Below are 20061 nucleotides of genomic sequence, written 5' to 3'. Positions count from 1 at the left end.
GCACTCTAACATTGCCTGTTTCCATTTTAAAAATTTTATTTAAATTTTCTCTTTCTTGCAGCTTCTGATTTCAACTTTTTCTTAACGCTTGGTTTTTCATAGTGTTCTCTTTTTCTTACTTCTCCGAGCACTCCACTTCTTGCGCACTTCTTCTTAAACCTTCTTAAAGCATTCTCAATTGTCTCGTCTGCTCCAACCTTAATTTCTGACATCATTATCCCTCCCTCCGCTAGCTCAATTCAATTTAAAAGCAGCTAATGCGGGGCCTAAATAGCACATTTTTTATTATACAACACACTTTTACATTATGTCAACATTTTCATTGCTGTTTTGTTATATATAAAATACTTTTAAAAATTCAACATTTTGTAAAGTAAATTAGAATACCGCCTCATTATTTGTTTGAATAAACCTTATATGCTAACCAGGTGGCCACTTAAGCATTCTTCCACCCAACAGATGAAAATGTATATGTTGAACGGTTTGTCCCCCTTGTTCTCCACAATTAGTTATAATTCTATATCCACTATCAGCAATTCCTAGAATTTTTACAATTTTCTTTGCGACAATAAATATATGACCTATTATTTCTGATTCCTCTTGTTTTAAGCAATTTAAGTCAGCAATATGCTGCTTTGGAATAATTATAACATGTACTGGTGCCTCAGGGCTTATGTCCTTAAATCCTATAACTTTTTCATCCTCATAAACCATTTCACAAGGGATTTGCTTTTTTACTATTTTACAAAAAATACAATCTTCCTCTTCCACATAATCACCTCCTTGCATAACCTTAGTTATATTATAGTATTCAACATAATTTTTTTTTCTCCTGCTACATATATTTATTGCTCAAAATTTTTATAATTCTTGCACTTCCTATCATTGCTTCTGATTCATACTAATTTACCGTACATCCTAAGGTAGCGATTGCAACTTTCATTACACCTTCCCTCCCAAGTCTCCCAGTTCATACATTATAAGGCTTAAACATGTAAAGCCTGCAGTCTCAGTTCTAAGTATTCTCGGTCCCAAAGTAACGATCCTTGCTCCTATTTCTTTAAGTTTTAATATTTCACTTTCTTCAAATCCACCCTCTGGCCCTATTACAATAGCAACTTTATTAATATGTATTTTCTCCATATTTTCTACTAATTTTTTTATACCATAACCTTCTTCATTTTCATAGGGAACCACTACTAAATCCATGTACTTTAGTTCTTGTAATAAGTTGTCAAACCCTATAGGAACATTTATTTGAGGCACCAGACTTCTCTTGCACTGCTTGCAGGCTTCTAGTGCTATCCTATTCCATCTATCCACCTTTTTAAACTCCTTAAGATCAGTTTTAACTACTACTCTCTCTGTAATTATAGGTGTTATTGCTTTAACCCCAAGTTCCGTATTTTTTTGAACTATTAAATCCATTTTTGTTGATTTAGGCATACCTTGAAATAAGTGTACTTCAATAGGACTTTCATTATTTATAGAATTTTCTTCTAATAAATTTATATTTACTGCCTTTTTATCTATAAAGGTTATTTCACCTACATATTCTTTACCTTCACAGTTATTAACACTTACCTTATCCCCGATTTGAAGCCTTAATACCTTATATATATGTTTTACATCCTCACCATCAATAACAGCATTGTTTCCATCTATACTATCTTTTGATACAAAAAATTTATGCATTATTTATTCTCCTTAAGCCTTGGTACATTCAAATAAATATACTGGTCTATTTTCATGCACCTTATTTTGCTATAACTTTGCAACTATGCAAACCCATTCACCCTCTATATTTATTTCTTCAATTTTAAAGCCACACTCAGTTAACTTATTTATTACATCATCTTTTTTACTTAAAATTATCCCTGAAGATATAAAATATCCACCTTCTACAATAAACGCCTTAACTTGCTGCGTCAAAAATATAATTATATCAGCCATTATATTAGCTATAACTATATTCGCTTTTCCTTTAACAACTTCCATTAAGTCTCCGTATAATATTTCAATATTACCTATATCATTGTAGCTAACATTTTGTTTTGCAGAGTCTACTGCTACTGGATCTAAATCAACTCCTATGACTTTCTTAGCCCCAAGCTTAGCCGCAGCAATAGCTAATATCCCAGAACCTGTTCCTATATCAAAAACTGTTGAGTTAGCGTCCACGTGCCTCTCAAGTGCCTTTATACACATTCTAGTAGTCTCATGAGATCCTGTTCCAAAAGCCATACCTGGATCTAGTTCCACAATTATTTCATCAGTTTTTTTATTGTATTCTTCCCATATAGGCTTTATAACTATCTTTTCCCCTACCTTTATTGGCTTATAATACTTTTTCCAGTTATTTTCCCAGTCTTCTTCATTTACTTTTTCTGCCGTTACAGATCCAACACCTTTGTCTAATCCACACTTTGGCAAATTATTTACCCCTGCTTTAATATCTTCTAAGTGCTTTTCAAATTTTTCATCCTTTTTATAGTATCCCTTAATTACAACACCACTCTTTGTATCTATAATAGTTTCATCAAAATAGTCCCAATCTGTAGTATGATCCCGTCTAAAAATCAAATCTAAAGGATCTAAAATAGAGACCCCTTCGACTCCCGTATTGTATAGCATTGCAGATACAGCTTCAACAGCCTCACTACTTGTTATTATAGTTACTTCAATCCAATCTTTATTCATTATTAATCTCCTTATTTATAATAAAAAACTCCGTTTTACAAAACGGAGTTTTTTATTATTATTTGCCAAATATTTTATCTACAATAGACTTTTTATTTTCTTCAAAAAAATCTACATTCTCGCCACTAGCTTCCATAAACAATTTTAAAGCTTCCTTTTGCTTATCATTTATAGCTTTTGGAATATCAACAATAACCTTTACGTATTGATCGCCTCTTCCATGTCCGTTTACTCTAGGTATTCCCTTACCCTTAAGTCTAAATACAGTCCCAGATTGTGTTCCTCCTGGTACTTTGTATTTAACGTCTCCATCAACGGTTGGCACTTTAATTTCAGTTCCCATAGCTGCATACCCAAAGCTTATATGAGATTCTATATGAATATCAGTTCCATTCCTCTTAAAACTTTTATGAGGAGCTACTCTAATATTTATATATAAATCTCCTGATGGGCCGCCCTTTTCACCCTGTTCCCCTTGACCTCTTAGAGGCATAACATTTCCAGTATCAACTCCACCCGGAACATCAATTTTAATTTTTTTATTTTTTCTCTGTTTCCCAGAACCATGACAAGTTTTACATGGCTCAGAGATCATTTGACCCTTGCCACCACACTTATCACAAGTGCTCATGCTAGCAAAACTTCCAAAGGCAGTGTTTCTCTGTACTTTTATCTGCCCAGCTCCCCCACATTTATCACATGTTTTAGGCGAAGTACCGGCTTTAGCACCACTACCACTGCAATCCCCACATTTTTCATTTCTTGTAATGGATATCTCTTTTTCTACCCCAAAAACAGCCTCTTCAAAATGCAGGTTTAGATTATATTCTAAATCTGCACCTTTTTTAGGTCCATTCTGATTTCTTGAAGAGAATCCTCCACCTCCAAATATGTCGCCAAATATATCTCCAAAACCACCAAATCCTGAAAAATCAGAGCTACCCTCAAAGCCTGCTCCATTTGCATCAGCTGTACCATATTGATCATATCTTGATCTTTTCTCTGAATCAGATAAAACTTGGTATGCTTCATTCATTTCTTTGAATTTGTCTTCCGCCGCTTTATTATCTGGATTTCTATCTGGATGATACTTTAATGCACCCTTTTTAAAAGCTTTCTTAACTTCTTCCTCACTGGCACCTCTTTCTATGCCAAGAGTTTCATAATAATCTTTTTTTGACATCTAGCTTTTCACCACCTAAAATATATATACTTCTATATTATAAACTAATCTCTAATATAAAGTAATCCTTAAAATAATTTAACCATCACTATTATATAGTTTTTCTATGCATATTGCTAATATTTCTTTACATAACTCATCTCCTGCGGAGCTGTGTACATTAAATCATATCCTGCGGAGCTGCATATCAATGACTTCATAGGGATATTTTTACTCCCACTTAAGTTTTATTCTTGTTAAGGTATTTAACTCCCACTTATATAAGTGGGAGTCTTTCCTCCTGAAATGTCATTAAAATAAGGGAAGGGTAGTTACCCATCCCTTATTTTAAATTGATTTTACTAATTATTTATCTTCTTTTTTTTCATCTTCTTCTACTTTAAAGTCAGCATCCACTACATTGTCATCTTTATGATCATTTCCATCTGCGTTAGTTTCGCCTGGGTTTGCTCCTTGCTCTTTTTCTGCTTCTGCTTGATATATTTTTGTAGTTACTGCATAGAAAGCCTCAGTTAATTCTTCAGTAGATTTCTTAATAGCTTCTATATCTTCTCCGTCTTTAACTTTTTTAAGAGCTTCTAATTTAGCATCAATATCTTTTTTATCATCTTCTGTTACTTTTTCTCCAAGCTCAGTTAAGCTTTTTTCAGTTTGGTATACTAACTGTTCTGCATTGTTCTTAACTTCAATTTCTTCTTTTCTAGTTTTGTCTTCTTCTGCAAATTTTTCTGCTTCTTTTACTGCTTTATCAATTTCATCATCACTTAAATTAGTTGATGCTGTAATTGTTATCTTAGCTTCTTTTCCTGTTCCTTTATCTTTAGCTGATACATTAACTATACCGTTAGCATCTATATCAAAAGTAACCTCTATTTGTGGAATTCCTCTTGGTGCTGCAGCAATTCCTGAAAGAGTAACTCTTCCTAAAGTCTTGTTACCTGCAGCCATTTGTCTCTCACCTTGAACAATATTAATTTCAACTGATGTTTGACCATCTGCAGCTGTTGAGAATACTTGACTCTTTTTAGCTGGGATTGTAGTATTTCTTTCAATTAAAGGAGTAGCTATTCCACCTAGAGTTTCAATTCCTAGTGTTAATGGAGTTACGTCAAGAAGTAAAACATCTTTAACTTCCCCACTTAATACTCCCGCTTGAACTGCTGCACCGAGTGCTACACATTCATCTGGGTTTACTCCCTTTGAAGGATCTTTTCCAGTAAAGTTTTTAACCGCTTCTTGAACTGCTGGTGTTCTTGTTGAACCACCTACAAGTACAATTTTATCTATTTCATTAAGTGATAACCCTGCATCTGCAAGTGCTTTTTTCATTGGTTCTATTGTAGCATTTACTAAATCGTGAGTTAACTCATTAAACTTAGCTCTTGTTAAATTTATATCTATATGCTTTGGACCTGTTGCATCTGCAGTAATAAATGGTAGATTAACATTTGTTTGCATTGATGATGATAATTCAATTTTAGCTTTTTCAGCAGCTTCTTTTAATCTTTGAAGTGCCATTTTATCATTTCTTAAATCTATTCCATTATCCGCTTTAAAAGTGTCGGCTATGTGATTCATAACCTTTTCGTCAAAGTCATCTCCACCAAGTTTAGTGTTACCATTAGTTGATTTTACTTCGAATAAACCATCACCAAGTTCTAATATAGATACATCAAATGTACCGCCACCTAAATCATATACTAATATTTTTTGGTTAACATCCATTTTATCTAAACCATAAGCTAGAGCTGCCGCTGTTGGCTCATTTATTATTCTTTTAACTTCAAGTCCAGCTATTTTTCCTGCGTCTTTTGTTGCTTGTCTTTGGCTATCATTGAAATAAGCAGGTACAGTTATTACAGCTTCTGTAACTGTTTCTCCTAAATAAGCCTCAGCATCAGCTTTTATTTTTTGTAAAATATACGCCGAAATTTCTTGTGGTGTATGTGATTTTCCATCAATATCTACTTTATGATTGGAACCCATTTCTCTTTTAATTGACATTATTGTTTTGTCTGGGTTTGTAATTGCTTGCCTCTTTGCTACTTGACCTACTAATCTTTCTCCATTAGCTTGGAATGAAACTACAGATGGTGTAGTTCTTGCACCCTCTGAATTAGAAATTACTACGGGTTCTCCACCCTCCATAACTGCTACACATGAGTTTGTTGTACCTAAATCTATTCCTATAATTTTTCCCATTATTATTTCCTCCTCATATTCCTTTTAGACCATAACAATTATAATTGTTATAATTCTTATATTTTATTATAATATTTTTTTATAATATTTTTTTTATAATACAAATCTTTAATTTGCAACTTTAACCATACTATGCCTTAATACCTTGTTATCTTTTTTATAACCTTTTTGGAATACTTCTACTATTTCATTAGTTCCATATTGTTCATCTTCAACATGCATTACTGCATTATGAAGATTTGGGTCAAATTCACCTTCTGAGACTAATTCTTCTACCCCTAATTTAGTAAAGGCATCATTAAATTGTCTTACTGTCATATCCACACCGACTCTTAGATCTTCCCCAGTTCCTTCAACAGAAAGTGCTCTTTCTAAGTTATCAAGTACTGGCAAAACCTCTTTTAAAACATCGGCGCAAGCATCTGTGTATATACCATGTTTCTCTTTTACTGTTCTTTTTCTAAAGTTCTCATATTCAGCAGATGTCCTTAAATATTTGTCTTTAAAATCATCTAGCTCACTCTGTAATTTAATGTTTTCTTCTTCTAATTTTTTCTTATTTTTTTTCATATCTTTTTCACTTTCTAAAAGTTCTTCAACTTCTTCTACTATTTCAGCTTCTTCTGCAGTTTCCTCTATAGAACCCTCTGTCTCTTCCATAGTGCTTTGACTTTCGCCAGCTTCATCAACTGAGCTTGAAGCCCCATTATTAGGTATTGATGTGTTTTCTTCTTTTAAATCTTCTTTTAAAATTTCCTGATTATTTGTATTCACTAAATCATCCCTCCATTTCTGGCTCAAAGTAAATCTTTTAATTTTAAAATTTATCTATGGTCATCATAAATTTGAGCTATATTATCATTTAATTCTTTAACTATCCCAGTTAGTACAGATATAACTTTTCCATAAGGTATTCTTGTTGGTCCTATAACTCCAATAGATCCGAGCGGTATTCCGGACGCGCTATAAACAGCTGTTATAATGCTGCATTCGCGAGCACATTCAACAAAATTTTCTTCACCAATTTTAATTGTAATATTACCTGTAATGTCCCCTACTCCTAGTAAACTATTTATACTCTCTTTATTGTCTACTAAAACTAAGAACTCACGAGCTTTAGTAATATTGTTATATTCTGGGTAGTTAAATATATTTGCAGCACCCTGAATATATACTTCTGAAGTCTCAACACCAGACAAACTATCATATAGAGCTGGAATAATTCCATCAAAAATTTCTTGATAAAATGCTAAATCTCTTTTTAAATTATTAATAACTTCTAAATTTATTTGCTCAATTGTAAGCTTTCTCAATCTAAAATTAAGCATATTGTTAAGTTTTGCAATGCTATCACTACCAATAGGTTTTCTAATCTTAATAACATTATTTTTGATGATACCACTGTCTGTAATAATTACAAACAAAATACTCTCAGCATCTAGATTCATTAGCTGAATATATTTTATACAGCTCTTTTGAACAGATGGTGCCTTAACTATAGATGTAAGATTTGTAAGAAGAGAAAGCATTTGTGTTGCTTGCTTAACGATTTTATCAACCTCATATAAAGCAGCATTAATAAGGTGATTTTTGATCATATATTCTTCCTCATTGGATAATTTCGTAAGTTCCATAAGTCTATCAACATATAATCTATAACCCTTATCTGATGGTTTTCTACCAGATGATGTATGCAACTGTTCTATATATCCCAGCTCTTCGAGGTCTGACATTTCATTTCTTATAGTAGCTGGACTAATACCTAAATCGTACTTTTTAGCTATGGTTCTGGATCCAACAGGCTCACCATTATTTATATAATCTGTAATTATAGCCTGAAGTATTTTAATTTTTCTTTCATCCATTTCCATAATATCACCTCTTTTATTAGCACTCACTACAGTTGAGTGCTAACGAGTATGTATTAAAAATATCATTTGCTAATGTATTTGTCAATAACCTTAATTTTTTAATTTAGCCACTATATGTTGATTATATCGATTTAAATTAAGTATACTACGCTTTCCTTTGATTTTCGTGGTGCTATAATATTAATATCTTTAGACAAAAATTTATGGCAATGCATTTATAGAAGAAATTCTGCCATAATCACATTCGATATTTCAATACCTTCATAAGTTAAAAAAATATTGTTATCATTTTCCTCCATGAATCCATTACTTACATATTTATTTATTACTTCCCTATAAACACTATCTATATCTTTGTCAAATCTTTTCCTAAATTCACTTTTGCTTATGCCTACATTCTTTCTAAGACCCATAAACATAAACTCTTCCATATCATCTTTAAATGAATTCTTTATTTTTTCCACTATTGCACAACAATCAACATTTATTTTCTTAATATATTTTTCTATATTTTCTTCATTTCTATACCTAAACCCATCCCTATATGAATGAGAGGAAGCGCCGCATCCTATATATTCGCCCATTTCCCAATATACTAAATTGTGTCTACATGACTTATTGATTTTTGCAAAATTTGAAATTTCATATTGTATATACCCTTTTCCTCTTAAATATTCTATTGTCTGTGCGTACATAGTTCGTTCTATTTCCTCATCCGGAAGCTTTAATGTGCCTTCTTCAAGCCCTTTATAAAAAGCCGTTCCCTCTTCCACTATTAGACTATAGCAAGATAAGTGTTCTGGATTAAGGTTAGTTACATTCTCTAAAGTCTCTATCCACTGCTTAAGCGTTTGAGACGGAAGTCCAAACATTAAATCTACATTGATATTATCAAAACCTAGATTTCTAGCCATTTGAAAGCTTTGTTTAAAATCTTCAATAGTATGGATTCTACCCAGCTTTTTAAGCAAAGAATCTTGAAAGGCTTGAAGTCCAATGCTGATCCTATTTACTCCTATTTTTTTTAAAAAGTTTAATATTTCCCCTGTAAATGTTCCGGGGTTTCCTTCCACTGTAAACTCTAAATCGTCACACATATCCAATCTATCAATACTTTTCCCTATCATTTCCCAGCCCGCTAAAGATAAATAGGTGGGAGTTCCCCCACCTATAAATATAGTTTTTATTTTTTTATCTCTTATACTATTTATTTCTTTTGCTAGAGCTGCGGCATAATCAAGCATACACTCCTCTTTACCAGCAAATGACGGAAAATCACAATATAAACACTTCTGCTTGCAAAAAGGAATATGTATATACAACGCAACATTCTTCATAGTTTAAGCCTCACTTTATTCCTAATCTACTTTAAGTATAGCCATAAATGCTTCTTGTGGAACTTCTACACTTCCCACTTGTCTCATTCTCTTTTTACCTTCTTTTTGTTTCGATAATAATTTTTTCTTTCTTGAGATATCTCCACCATAACATTTAGCTAAAACATCTTTTCTAAGTGCCTTTACAGTTTCTCTTGCTATTATCTTTGAGTTTATAGATGCTTGTATTGGTATCTCAAACATTTGTCTTGGTATAAGCTCTTTTAGTTTTTCAGCCATAATTCTTCCTCTATGGTAAGCTCTTTCCTCCGGAACAATCATAGACAGCGCATCTACTTTATCTCCTTTAAGTAAAATATCTAGTTTTACGAGCTGAGTCGTGGTATAACCCTTAAATTCATAATCAAAAGATGCATATCCTTTTGTTCTTGATTTTAAGGCATCGAAAAAGTCGTATACTATTTCATTAAGAGGCATGTCATAATTGAGCACTACTCTAGTGGTTTCTATATATTTCATATCAATATATACGCCTCTTTTTTCTTGACACAACTCCATAACTGATCCTAAATATTCTGATGGTGTTATGATAGACGCTTTAACTACTGGCTCTTCCATATAACTAATTTCCGTTGGTTCTGGAAGATTTGTAGGATTTGTTATTTCTATTAATTCTCCATTAGTTTTCATTACTTTATATATAACTGATGGGGCTGTCGTAATGATTTCTATATTAAATTCTCTTTCTATTCTTTCTTGTATTATCTCCATATGAAGAAGGCCTAAGAATCCACATCTAAATCCAAATCCTAAAGCGATAGATGTCTCGGGTTCAAATCCTAGCGCTGCATCATTTAACTGGAGCCTTTCTAGTGCCTCTTTTAATTCTCCATATCTAGCACCATCTACCGGATAAATACCACTAAACACCATAGGCACTGCTGGTTTATATCCCTTAAGCGGCTTAGACGCTGGTCTAGACGCTTCTGTTATTGTATCCCCAACTCGTGCATCCCTAACATTTTTTATAGATGCTGTTATATATCCAACATCCCCAGCACTTAGCTGCGGTACGGTCAGATAATTTGGAACAAATACTCCAACTTCTACTACATCGTATATTTTATTAGTATTCATCAGTTTAATCTTTGTTCCTGCTTTAACAATTCCATCTTTGATTCTTACATAACATACAACACCTTTATAACTATCATATGAAGAATCAAAAATTAAAGCTTTGAGTGGTGCTTCTTCATCTCCACTAGGAGGTGAAATCTTTTTTACTACAGCTTCTAGAACATCTTCTACATTAAGCCCAGTTTTCGCAGAGATTAGAGGAGCATCCTGAGCTTCAATACCTATTACGTCCTCAATTTCCTGAATTATCTCGCTTGGCCTTGCACTAGGAAGATCTATTTTGTTAATAACTGGTGCAATATCTAGGTTGTTGTCCAGAGCAAGATAGCAATTTGCTAAAGTCTGAGCTTGAATCCCTTGTGATGCATCTACTACAAGCACTGCACCTTCACAAGCAGCTAAGCTCCTTGAAACCTCATAGTTAAAATCTACATGTCCCGGAGTATCTATAAGATTGAATATGTATTCTTCTCCATTCTCCCTTTTGTAAACGAGCCTTGCTGGTTGAGATTTAATAGTAATACCTCTTTCTCTTTCGAGGTCCATATTATCAAGTACTTGTTCTTCCATTTCCCTTTTAGTTAAAGTGCCTGTCTTTTCTAATAATCTATCTGCAAGAGTAGACTTGCCGTGATCAATATGTGCAACTATCGAAAAGTTTCTTATGTATTTTTGTCTATTACTCGGCATTAATTTGTACCCCCGTTATTCTATATGAATCAAATCATTTGCTTTAGCTTAACATAAACATACTTATCCTAAAGCATATTAGTTTTATAAATTAAATTATATCATAAATATCTCTAGTTTTGTAAGCGTATTATGATTCTACATTATACTTTATTTCGCTTAATATATGTATTTTTATATTATTTTGAAAAAATACCATTGTATGTACTAATGCATTTTTTTTTCATGTTATCAAATATTTTATTATTCACATAAAAACCATAGTCCTTAGTCTCTATTCTAAAATCGACAGGTTTTAATTTAAAGCCTATTGTAAATTTCGACTTATTTCTCACAAGTTCTGTCTTATTAATATTAACTTTGATGAATCCATAAGTTAAAACAGAAAAAGAAATAAAAATCACAAGAAAATATTTAATTCTACCCTTTTTAAGCATAAAAAGTGCCTCCTTACAATTGCCCTAAATAGATAATAATTATTAATTATTATCTTCTCCTTAGTAAGGATGCACTTTTTAAAATAAATTATTCATTTTTTCCCATTTAATTGTTCTGCCATTATTCTTGATAAATACTTACCAGTATTTTTTACTTCAGAAACAGTATTCCGATCTGCGCCTACTTCAATAAGCAACGCATTATCACTTTTATTTTGACTATAAAAACCAATTCCATAATGATAAGCAAAAATTGGGTCACCTTTTATAAGATTTGGGTATAATTTATTTGATATTCCTATCATGGAATTTATTAATTTCTTTTGTTTTGCGTATCTAGGGTTTTTATCTGTCACTACGAACATAAATTTAGCTACATTTTGCCCATTTATTTTAGTAGTTACTGCATCCTTATTCTGCACACTATCTCTATGTAAATCTATAATTAAATCGAATTTTTCATATTCCTTTAAATACCTGTCTAAAGTAACTCCAGATTTTTTGTAGGCACTATTATAATCTCCTTTATCATGCACAGTTTTATCATGTATAACTGCAATTCCATATTTTTTTTCTAGTTCATCTTTAATTACATCTCCTACAGTGCAAACATTTCTTGTTTGATCTATACTATTTTCAATAGTAGATTTATCATTATCTGATGTGCGATAAGCTTCACAGGTATGCGAATGATATATTAGCACTCTAGGCTTTGCATTATTTAAAGCTTTTTTCAAAGCAGGATTATCAAGGGGTGCTACCAGATTAGAATCTTTATCTTTAGCTTCCGCTTCCGACTTACTTACCTGTTTATCTTCTAATTTAAAGGGATTAGGACTAAATTTTGAATTGCTTACATCAGAGCTAGCGTCATTATTATCCAAAAATGCAACTTCTTTCACTATTATAGATATAGGATTTAAGATATCTACTCCTAACAATGATAATGCTGAAAGTTTCACGCTATTTTCACTGTTAGTATACTGCTGCTCTGTGTTTGAGGACTTAATTACTGCTAATGTATTATTAATAACATTAACATAAAAGTAATTTCTATATTTCCCTTCATTATCCGCCTTGGCACTTTTAGGTAAAATCAGGCTTAATAAAAAAATAATGAGTAATATGAAAACACAAAAAAATATTCTAACATTACTATTTTTTTTAATAGCATATTTTGAAAAATTCGTTTTTTTACTTAGCATATTCTTATATTTACCTTTAATTTCTATACCTTTGTAACTCATCTTTATCCCCCCCGCTTATACAATATATATGAGGGAATATATGAAGTTATTACTAGTTCAAATACTTATTTATGTCCTCTAAGTCTAATGCTGGTTGTAGCGCTATATTAATACCATTTGCAATAATTTTAGAAACTGAATTTATAACCATATCAATTTCTTTTGGTGTAACTACAAGGTTACCAACATATGGATTTAATATTTCAGCAATCATCTTTTGTTTTTCTACCTTATCAATTGACTTAAGCATATTGTAAAATTCTTTGCCTTCATTTGCGGATTTAATCATTTCATCAAGTACTAAATCAATGGTATCATTCGCTAGTGTTGCCGCATCAACTACTGTTGGAATCCCAATAGCAATAACTGGCACGCCTAAGGTTTTTTCACTTATTTCCATCCTCCGATTCCCTATTCCAGCTCCTGGAGAAATTCCAGTAGTCCCTATTTGTATAGTTCTGTTGACCCTATCCATTTTTCTAGAAGCCAATGCATCAATGCAAATAACTAAATTAGGTTTGATTTTCTCCACTATGCCGCGGATTATTTCACCAGTTTCCATACCAGTTATTCCTAGTACTCCAGGGGATATGGCACATACTGGCCTTATACCTTCATCTATAGAGTCGGGTACTAATTGTTTTAAATGCCTAGTCACCATTATTTTTGAAATAACTTTTGGTCCTACAGCATCAGGAGTAACGTTCCAATTACCGAGTCCAACCACGAGCGCTGTCATACTATCCTCTAATTTTATTAGCGGAGCGAGCACCTCTCCCATTACAACGCTTACTCTGTCCATAGCATCACCATCATAGTGAACAAATTCAGGAATATCAATAGTTATATATGTACCTTTTGGTTTTCCCATCATTTCTTCGCCAATATCACTTACTATTTTTACATTAGTAATTTTAATATCGCCCTTGCTATACTCTTCTACATCAACACCTGGCATCTCACCATTGTTTTCTGCTTTGTATATTTCTTTAGCTTCAACAGCTAAATCCGTTCTTACACTTATCATAATTTCACCTCAACTATATTTTTAATATTAGCTTTTCCTAATAGCCCTTTCCTATCCCTTCAAAATTTTTTTTTAGGCTTTTCACTTATTTAAAATGCGCCTTATATTAAAAATTATATATATAGATTAAATTACACTTGAAGTGATTAAATTTTAATGCTATAATATCAGTTGAATAATTAAAAAGATTCGTACGCAGTTTTACCCAAGACTGCTGACATGTTATTAAATACGAGGGTGGTGAAATTAAATGGCAAATATTCAATCAGCAAAAAAAAGAATTAGAGTTACTGCAGTTAAAACACAAAGAAACACAATGATTAAATCTGCTTTAAAAACTAAGGTAAAGAAATTTGAGACAGCTGTCGTTACTGGCAATGTTGAAGAAGCTAAAGTTACATATGCAAGCGTGGTTAAAGCTTTAGATATGGCTGTAACAAAAGGAATACTTCACATAAACAAAGCGGCAAGAAGAAAATCTAGACTAGCAGCTAAGTTAAACGCTTTAAGTTTAACAGCATAATAAAAAACCGGTGATTTACACCGGTTTTTTGTTTTTTTGTATAAGATATTTAAAGTAATAACAATTCAAAAGTAGACACGCTTAGAAATGATATTAAATCGTCATCTACGAAGCTATAATGTTACATAACAGTTTTTATCATAAAAACTTCAATATTAAGCTTATCATCAGTAGACGCACTTTTTAAGATTTTTTCTGTATCGACACATAGTTCAATATTTCTCTTTAGTGCCTTTATTGTAAACTTCATACTCTGCGAGATCATTTTTTCACAAATATACGGATGAAGCTTTAATTCGCTCGCCAAAATTTCTTTTGTTTTCCCGCTATCAATGCCTAATTTAAGATTAAATAAAAGATTGAATTGTCGTCCTAGCATAAATAAGATAAGTGGTATCTTCTCTCCTTTGTATATAAGTTCATTTAAAACGTCTAGAGCTTTCTTAATATTTTTCTGAGACAAATAATCAACTAAATTAAAAATATCATTTTCACTCTTTTGAGGCATCATCTCCAAAATATCTTCTTTAGTAATTTCTCTTCCCTGCGTAAATGAAACTAATTTCTCTATTTCATTTAATATTATATCCATGTTATTGTCTACCTGGCTACAGAATAAAGTAAGTTCTGATCTCCCAATTTTCGTTCCAGCGTTTTCAAATAAATTCTTGCACTTTTTTTGAAGCGATTCCCCCCTTAATTTATCAACTTTTATGACACATGATTTTTTATCTAGTTTTTTTATTTTATTGCTTGGTTTTTCTCTGTCACTTAAAAACACATAATATATGACTAAAATGCAATGTGGTGAAGGATTTTTCAAATATTCGCCTAGCATAGCGAAATTTTTGCTTTTTATATCTCCCGAATTTTTACTTCCACCACTATCATCTAAAAATGAAGCCCTGTATACAACCACAACCTTTTTATCACTCATAAACGGCATGGTTTCACAAGCATCTATAATTGTCTCAAAATCAATTTTGCTACCATCAAATTTCGAGTAATTCAAATCCATGAAATCCTTACTTAATACATTATCGGTTATAAATTCAACATGATTTTTTATTAGTTTTTCATCCGATCCGCAAAATATATAACAATTATCTAGTTCATGTTTCTTGATTTTTTTCTCAAGCTCTGTAAAGTTAATCAAAATATTTCCTCCAACCCCTGTGAAAATTTTAATGTTCTGTTTCCTATAATTACATATTTATTTATTATTGTACCTGGTAATGTGTATGTTTCATCCTTTTTTAGCTTTACAATACATTTAAATGGTATAATTTCTTCACCGATATTATTAGATAATGCACTATCATTAAATACCGCCCTATCGGGTTCTACATTTGTGTTTTTCACAAAACACACTTGTGCTTCTAATTTATTACCATTACTAATTAGCCTAATTGCATATCTCTGTGAAAGTCTGATAGTTGAATCTCCCGTGTAACCCTTAAAAACTTTATCTACCTTCACAGGCACTTTTAAATCCTTCACATTAATATTGCCTGTGGTCACCGCAATTGTAGTTTTTTTATATTGTAATAAAACTATATCATTCTTATTTATATTTATATAGCTAATCTCGGGAAAAACCTTATAATTTTGAAAAGCAAAAATAAAAACAATGCAAATTGGAACATACTTAAATTGCCCATAACCTTTTTTAATTCCAACATAGCACAGATATAGTCCAAATACAACTAAACTCTCTAAATAAGAGAAGTATATTATTTCTGGTAATAATATACCTAGCATTTTTTGAATAAATTCTATAATCATTAAAACAGTATATAGTCCGTAGTTTACTAAATTGAACAATTGATAAATTGGGCTAAGTACTAAACCCATATTCCCCAGCACCACAACTATCGTATAGAATGGCAATAACAATAAGTTACTAAAAAGGAATCCTAAACTAAAAGTTTTAAGGGCTCCAATTGCATAAGGCATAGAAAATATTTGGGAACTTAGACTTAAACTAAAAGATTCGTTTAAAGCAGATGGTAATTTGTATAGCACCTTTTTCATTTTCTTATTATATACTATAATTCCCAGAACACAAAGGAATGAGAGCATAAAGCCTATATCAAGAATATAAAAAGGTCTAATTATTAATAGTATAATTGCCGCTAGGCTAAGAGAAGATAAGCTATCATATTTTTTATAAACCATACTTGATATTTTCAATATAAAAATCATTATAAATGCTCTTATTGTAGAGGCTTGACCTCCCGTAAATATCATATATCCAAAAGAAAATAATAAAGCTATTTTATAACCCATAATAATTTCTAAAGCTTTATATACTATTGACATGTGTAGTCCTGATACACTTATAACATGACTGATACCTAATTTTTTAAAATCTTCTTTTTGCGTTTTTTCTATGTATCCACTGTCTCCAAAACATACTGCCATAACTAAAGCAGATTTTTCTTTTCCTAATACTTCTGAAAATTTTTCATATAAGCCTCTTCTAAAACTTTCAATTTTCGATATTAAATCTTCATTACAAATCTTATAATTTTTAACTGTATATGTTCCAACGATGCCTCTTTCATACACTGCCAATTTTCGAAAATTACCATTTATCCAAAAACTTCTTCCCTGCGTTAACTCAAAGATATCGCCTTCCAAAACAATTTTCTTATTATCATATTTCGCAGTGCAATAATATGTACTTTTTTCTGAAATCCTCACTTTTAACTTTTGCTTACTTGGCAGATTAGTATTAAAATAAGAATAATAATTTATAGTTCCAATAATAAAAAAGCAAACTACTATATAAAAAAACTTTTTATCTATAGTAAAAAACATTATAGCTAAAAAGGATGCAGCTATAACTGCACCTAAAATAGGATTATTTATTAAAATCAAACAAGTAAGGCATCCCATCAATATTGTTATTGCATAATACACTAAAGGTCTAACCATAATAAACTATTCTACTTGAAAATTTATCTATTAAAAAGAACATATAAATTTGTTCCATATTTTTTTGTTTCCTTATAATTTAAGCATTATTAAAAATATACTTTCAAGCATTTTCACACCTCCACAACCTTTATTTTGTCCAATAAATATTCATACTAATCAGCTTGTTCTTATTTATTTGAATAGATTAGTATAGTATAAATATACTTTTTAATAGTAAATAGAAGACTTTAGAATAAATATCTAAAGTCTCCTTAATTTTAAATGCTTAATTTAGTTTTTTTATACTAACATTCAAAACCCTTATAACAATTTTAGAAATCGCATCTATTACGGTTTCTTCTATGATGTCTCTTATTGCAATTTATTACAACAGTATTGCAACAACAATCATCTCTGTCACAATCATTCCTGCCACAATCATCAGCTAGTAATAATAATATTATCCACCAACAACACATATATATTCCCCCCCTCTCCGAAGGCAAATATTTTTGTTTAAAATCATTTTTCCTAAGTTTCTGCCATTAATGCTTCTTTTGTTGTTATATAATATTATGCTTACTACAAAAAGGTTCCACTTAAATCATCTTCGAAGCTGAAATGTCATTAACGATAAAAAAATAACAGAATTTTTCATCTGTTATTTCAACAATTACTTCACCTTATTAATTTGTTATTTTTAGACTCTCCAATTTGAATTTCACCATCTGAATAAATATACATTCCTTGCCCTTCTCTTTCATCATTTTGCCACTGCCCTATATATTTTTCTCCCTGGGCCCAAGTATGAATTCCTTCTCCATGCCTAAGTCCATTCTTTAAGTCACCTACATATGTGTCTCCATCTGGCCATGTACAAATACCTTGACCACATTTTTCACCATTTTCCCAAAATCCTATGTATTTTTCACCATCAGGCCATGTATATATTCCATATCCATGTTTTTCATCATTACTCCACTCTCCTATATATTTTTCTCCACCTGAAAAAGCCAGTGTACCTTGGCCATGCATTTGATCATTTTTCCAAAGGCCTACATATTTACTTCCATCGCTATAACTAAAAGTGCCCTCGCCATGTTTCTTACCATCAACTCTTCCTCCTTCATAGGTTCCCCCATGAATATGTTGTGTTTTTGCAATTATAACATTATTTATTCTAATTTTATTTAAATTAGCTTTACTTAATTTTATGTTTTTCATATTCAAATCGCTCCTTTACTTATGTACTTATAATAATGCATATGCATTATCTTCTATATACTATACCATATTCTTTTTAAAATTATGCAATAATTTTCTACAAAACAAAACCTATAGGAATTAATTCCTATAGGTAATTTTTCTTAGATAATATTATCTTTGAAATCCTCTATTGTTTTGTTGTTTTTTAGCTCTTCTACAATCAGGACATCTTTGTGGTTCATTTTCGAATCCTTTTTCTTTATAAAATTCCTGTTCACCCTCAGTGAATACGAATTCTTGTGAACAATCTTTACATACTATAGTCTTATCAGCCATTTAAACATTTCTCCTTTTTAATTATATTAAGATTTAAGATCTGATTTACTTTATATGCCTAAAAAGGTAATGTTTTAATCATATCAAATATCTTGTTGTTGTTGATTTTGCAATCCCAACTCATTAAGAATAACATATATTTTGTTAAAATGCAATGTTTTTTTAACACTTTTTAAAATACTAAATATTTATTGACTAGCATTTCGAGCTATTGTTAAATTAATTGTTCCCTTAACAAAATCGATAGCTTGCAGTTTACTATGCCCCTTATGTTTTATTTCCTGCTCTTCTTTTATTGCTATTGCTTTATATGGATATTCTTTCTCATTGTTTTCTACAACTTCTATTACGTAACCCCTATATTCTTCCATACTCCACCTCTTATTATTTATTTAAAATTTTGTTCATAATTATATATTTCACATATATTATTTGAAACTAAACAGTAATTTTTTTAAAACTTCCTTAACATTAACATTTGTTCGTAAAATTTAAATCTAGTTATAATTTTTCTTTTTTATCCTCCTATTCTAATGTCATTATAACACATTTTGAATAATTTGAATATTCTTTTATTAATATTATTCAACTTCTAACGACATTCACCTTCGCAGAAGATTATCTAATCCTCCTTTCTATGTTTCTTTTTTACTACTTTAAGTCTAAAAAAGTCTTCTCTTTCTTTTTCTTCTAAAACTTCTGTAACAAATTTGACCATTTCCTTAAATTTAGGGATTTGTATATTTTGAAGTGCATTTGCTCTCTTTTGAGTTTTTTTTATTTCCATGGCTAATCTGTAGACAGCATTTTCTACTTCTGCCAGCTCATAGGTTAAATATTTCACGTTATTAAACTCTTTCATAGACTCATCAATAGCCGCACTGCTTCTATAAAATCCATACTTTGGTTCTATTTCTTTTCTTTCAAAAATAATTTTAGGAACTTCTACACCCATAACACTTTTAAATAAAATTTTATAGTCTTTAGCTTCGCCTATGGTCATAGCTACGTCTTCTATTTCTATTATTCCTGAATTTATATTTGCAGATTCTAGCGCTTTATATGCCTTTGAAAAAGTTATATTTACCTCATCTTGAAGTTCGCGCGCCTTAGATACATAAGACATCATTTCTCTTATAAGTACATTTCTCTTTTTATCTAATAGTTCAAAGCCTTTTTCAGAAAAGTCCAAGGAATTTTTAGCAGCCATTAATGTAGATTTAGTTGGTGCAAATGTTTCCAT

21 protein-coding genes are annotated in these 20061 nt (G+C 31.1%); 1 reads left to right on the top strand and 20 read right to left on the bottom strand.

Annotated features, from left to right (window positions below; genetic code table 11):
- Nucleotides 1-35: 35 nt before the first annotated feature.
- From rpsU to gpr, 13 genes are all read right to left on the bottom strand, one after another.
- Entirely contained in the window at nt 36-212 is a 177-nt protein-coding gene (gene rpsU, locus ACWJKE_RS01080; protein ID WP_165413737.1) for a 30S ribosomal protein S21, read from the bottom strand.
- Between the two features lie 208 nt (nt 213-420).
- Complete coding sequence (locus tag ACWJKE_RS01075; RefSeq protein WP_253198067.1) at nt 421-714, bottom strand: HIT domain-containing protein; 294 nt, start codon at nt 712-714, stop codon at nt 421-423.
- A 228-nt stretch (nt 715-942) separates the two neighbouring features.
- On the bottom strand, nt 943-1695 hold the full coding sequence (locus ACWJKE_RS01070) for a 16S rRNA (uracil(1498)-N(3))-methyltransferase (protein ID WP_216301800.1): 753 nt from the start codon (nt 1693-1695) through the stop codon (nt 943-945).
- Between the two features lie 69 nt (nt 1696-1764).
- Nucleotides 1765-2700, bottom strand: coding sequence for a 50S ribosomal protein L11 methyltransferase (gene prmA, locus ACWJKE_RS01065; protein WP_216301799.1), 936 nt, complete (start codon nt 2698-2700; stop codon nt 1765-1767).
- 58 nt (nt 2701-2758) lie between these two features.
- Nucleotides 2759-3883 (bottom strand): molecular chaperone DnaJ, encoded by a 1125-nt coding sequence (dnaJ, locus tag ACWJKE_RS01060; protein ID WP_216301798.1) that lies wholly within the window; start codon nt 3881-3883, stop codon nt 2759-2761.
- 345 nt (nt 3884-4228) lie between these two features.
- Nucleotides 4229-6085 (bottom strand): molecular chaperone DnaK, encoded by a 1857-nt coding sequence (gene dnaK, locus ACWJKE_RS01055; protein WP_216301797.1) that lies wholly within the window; start codon nt 6083-6085, stop codon nt 4229-4231.
- A gap of 108 nt (nt 6086-6193) precedes the next feature.
- Complete coding sequence (gene grpE, locus ACWJKE_RS01050) at nt 6194-6802, bottom strand: nucleotide exchange factor GrpE (protein WP_442781459.1); 609 nt, start codon at nt 6800-6802, stop codon at nt 6194-6196.
- A 107-nt stretch (nt 6803-6909) separates the two neighbouring features.
- On the bottom strand, nt 6910-7956 hold the full coding sequence (gene hrcA, locus ACWJKE_RS01045) for a heat-inducible transcriptional repressor HrcA (RefSeq protein ID WP_216301796.1): 1047 nt from the start codon (nt 7954-7956) through the stop codon (nt 6910-6912).
- Between the two features lie 215 nt (nt 7957-8171).
- On the bottom strand, nt 8172-9293 hold the full coding sequence (hemW, locus tag ACWJKE_RS01040; RefSeq protein WP_216301795.1) for a radical SAM family heme chaperone HemW: 1122 nt from the start codon (nt 9291-9293) through the stop codon (nt 8172-8174).
- Nucleotides 9294-9314: 21 nt separating this feature from the next.
- Nucleotides 9315-11120: a translation elongation factor 4 gene (gene lepA / locus ACWJKE_RS01035; protein ID WP_216301794.1), complete on the bottom strand. Its 1806-nt coding sequence runs from the start codon at nt 11118-11120 to the stop codon at nt 9315-9317.
- Between the two features lie 179 nt (nt 11121-11299).
- Nucleotides 11300-11557, bottom strand: coding sequence for a hypothetical protein (locus tag ACWJKE_RS01030; RefSeq protein WP_216301793.1), 258 nt, complete (start codon nt 11555-11557; stop codon nt 11300-11302).
- Between the two features lie 92 nt (nt 11558-11649).
- The gene (locus ACWJKE_RS01025; RefSeq protein ID WP_462959102.1) at nt 11650-12804 is read right to left on the bottom strand and encodes a stage II sporulation protein P; all 1155 of its coding nucleotides are present in this window, start codon (nt 12802-12804) and stop codon (nt 11650-11652) included.
- Between the two features lie 52 nt (nt 12805-12856).
- Nucleotides 12857-13831 (bottom strand): GPR endopeptidase, encoded by a 975-nt coding sequence (gene gpr / locus ACWJKE_RS01020; protein WP_216301791.1) that lies wholly within the window; start codon nt 13829-13831, stop codon nt 12857-12859.
- Nucleotides 13832-14081: 250 nt separating this feature from the next.
- Between gpr and rpsT the strand changes: the two genes are divergently transcribed.
- Nucleotides 14082-14354, top strand: coding sequence for a 30S ribosomal protein S20 (gene rpsT, locus ACWJKE_RS01015; RefSeq protein WP_165413726.1), 273 nt, complete (start codon nt 14082-14084; stop codon nt 14352-14354).
- A 121-nt stretch (nt 14355-14475) separates the two neighbouring features.
- Here the strand turns inward: rpsT and holA are convergent, their stop codons facing one another.
- The 7 genes from holA to ACWJKE_RS00980 form a co-directional block, all read right to left on the bottom strand.
- Nucleotides 14476-15510 (bottom strand): DNA polymerase III subunit delta, encoded by a 1035-nt coding sequence (gene holA / locus ACWJKE_RS01010; protein WP_220285961.1) that lies wholly within the window; start codon nt 15508-15510, stop codon nt 14476-14478.
- Nucleotides 15507-17294 (bottom strand): ComEC/Rec2 family competence protein, encoded by a 1788-nt coding sequence (locus ACWJKE_RS01005; protein WP_268064114.1) that lies wholly within the window; start codon nt 17292-17294, stop codon nt 15507-15509. The genes holA and ACWJKE_RS01005 overlap by 4 nt, the downstream gene beginning before the upstream one ends.
- A 314-nt stretch (nt 17295-17608) precedes the next feature.
- Nucleotides 17609-17755: a hypothetical protein gene (locus tag ACWJKE_RS01000; protein ID WP_165413723.1), complete on the bottom strand. Its 147-nt coding sequence runs from the start codon at nt 17753-17755 to the stop codon at nt 17609-17611.
- Between the two features lie 199 nt (nt 17756-17954).
- Nucleotides 17955-18500, bottom strand: a complete 546-nt coding sequence (locus ACWJKE_RS00995; RefSeq protein WP_165413722.1) for an MORN repeat-containing protein — start codon at nt 18498-18500, stop codon at nt 17955-17957.
- A gap of 153 nt (nt 18501-18653) precedes the next feature.
- Nucleotides 18654-18818 (bottom strand): zinc-ribbon domain-containing protein, encoded by a 165-nt coding sequence (locus ACWJKE_RS00990; RefSeq protein ID WP_165413721.1) that lies wholly within the window; start codon nt 18816-18818, stop codon nt 18654-18656.
- A 188-nt stretch (nt 18819-19006) separates the two neighbouring features.
- Nucleotides 19007-19189: a hypothetical protein gene (locus ACWJKE_RS00985; protein ID WP_165413720.1), complete on the bottom strand. Its 183-nt coding sequence runs from the start codon at nt 19187-19189 to the stop codon at nt 19007-19009.
- A 251-nt stretch (nt 19190-19440) separates the two neighbouring features.
- Nucleotides 19441-20061 (bottom strand): V-type ATP synthase subunit D, encoded by a 621-nt coding sequence (locus tag ACWJKE_RS00980; protein WP_165413719.1) that lies wholly within the window; start codon nt 20059-20061, stop codon nt 19441-19443.

The organism is Clostridium sp. CM036 (assembly GCF_055081135.1).
Note: the sequence above shows the minus strand (reverse complement) of the source record. Positions and strands in the feature narration are given on the sequence as shown.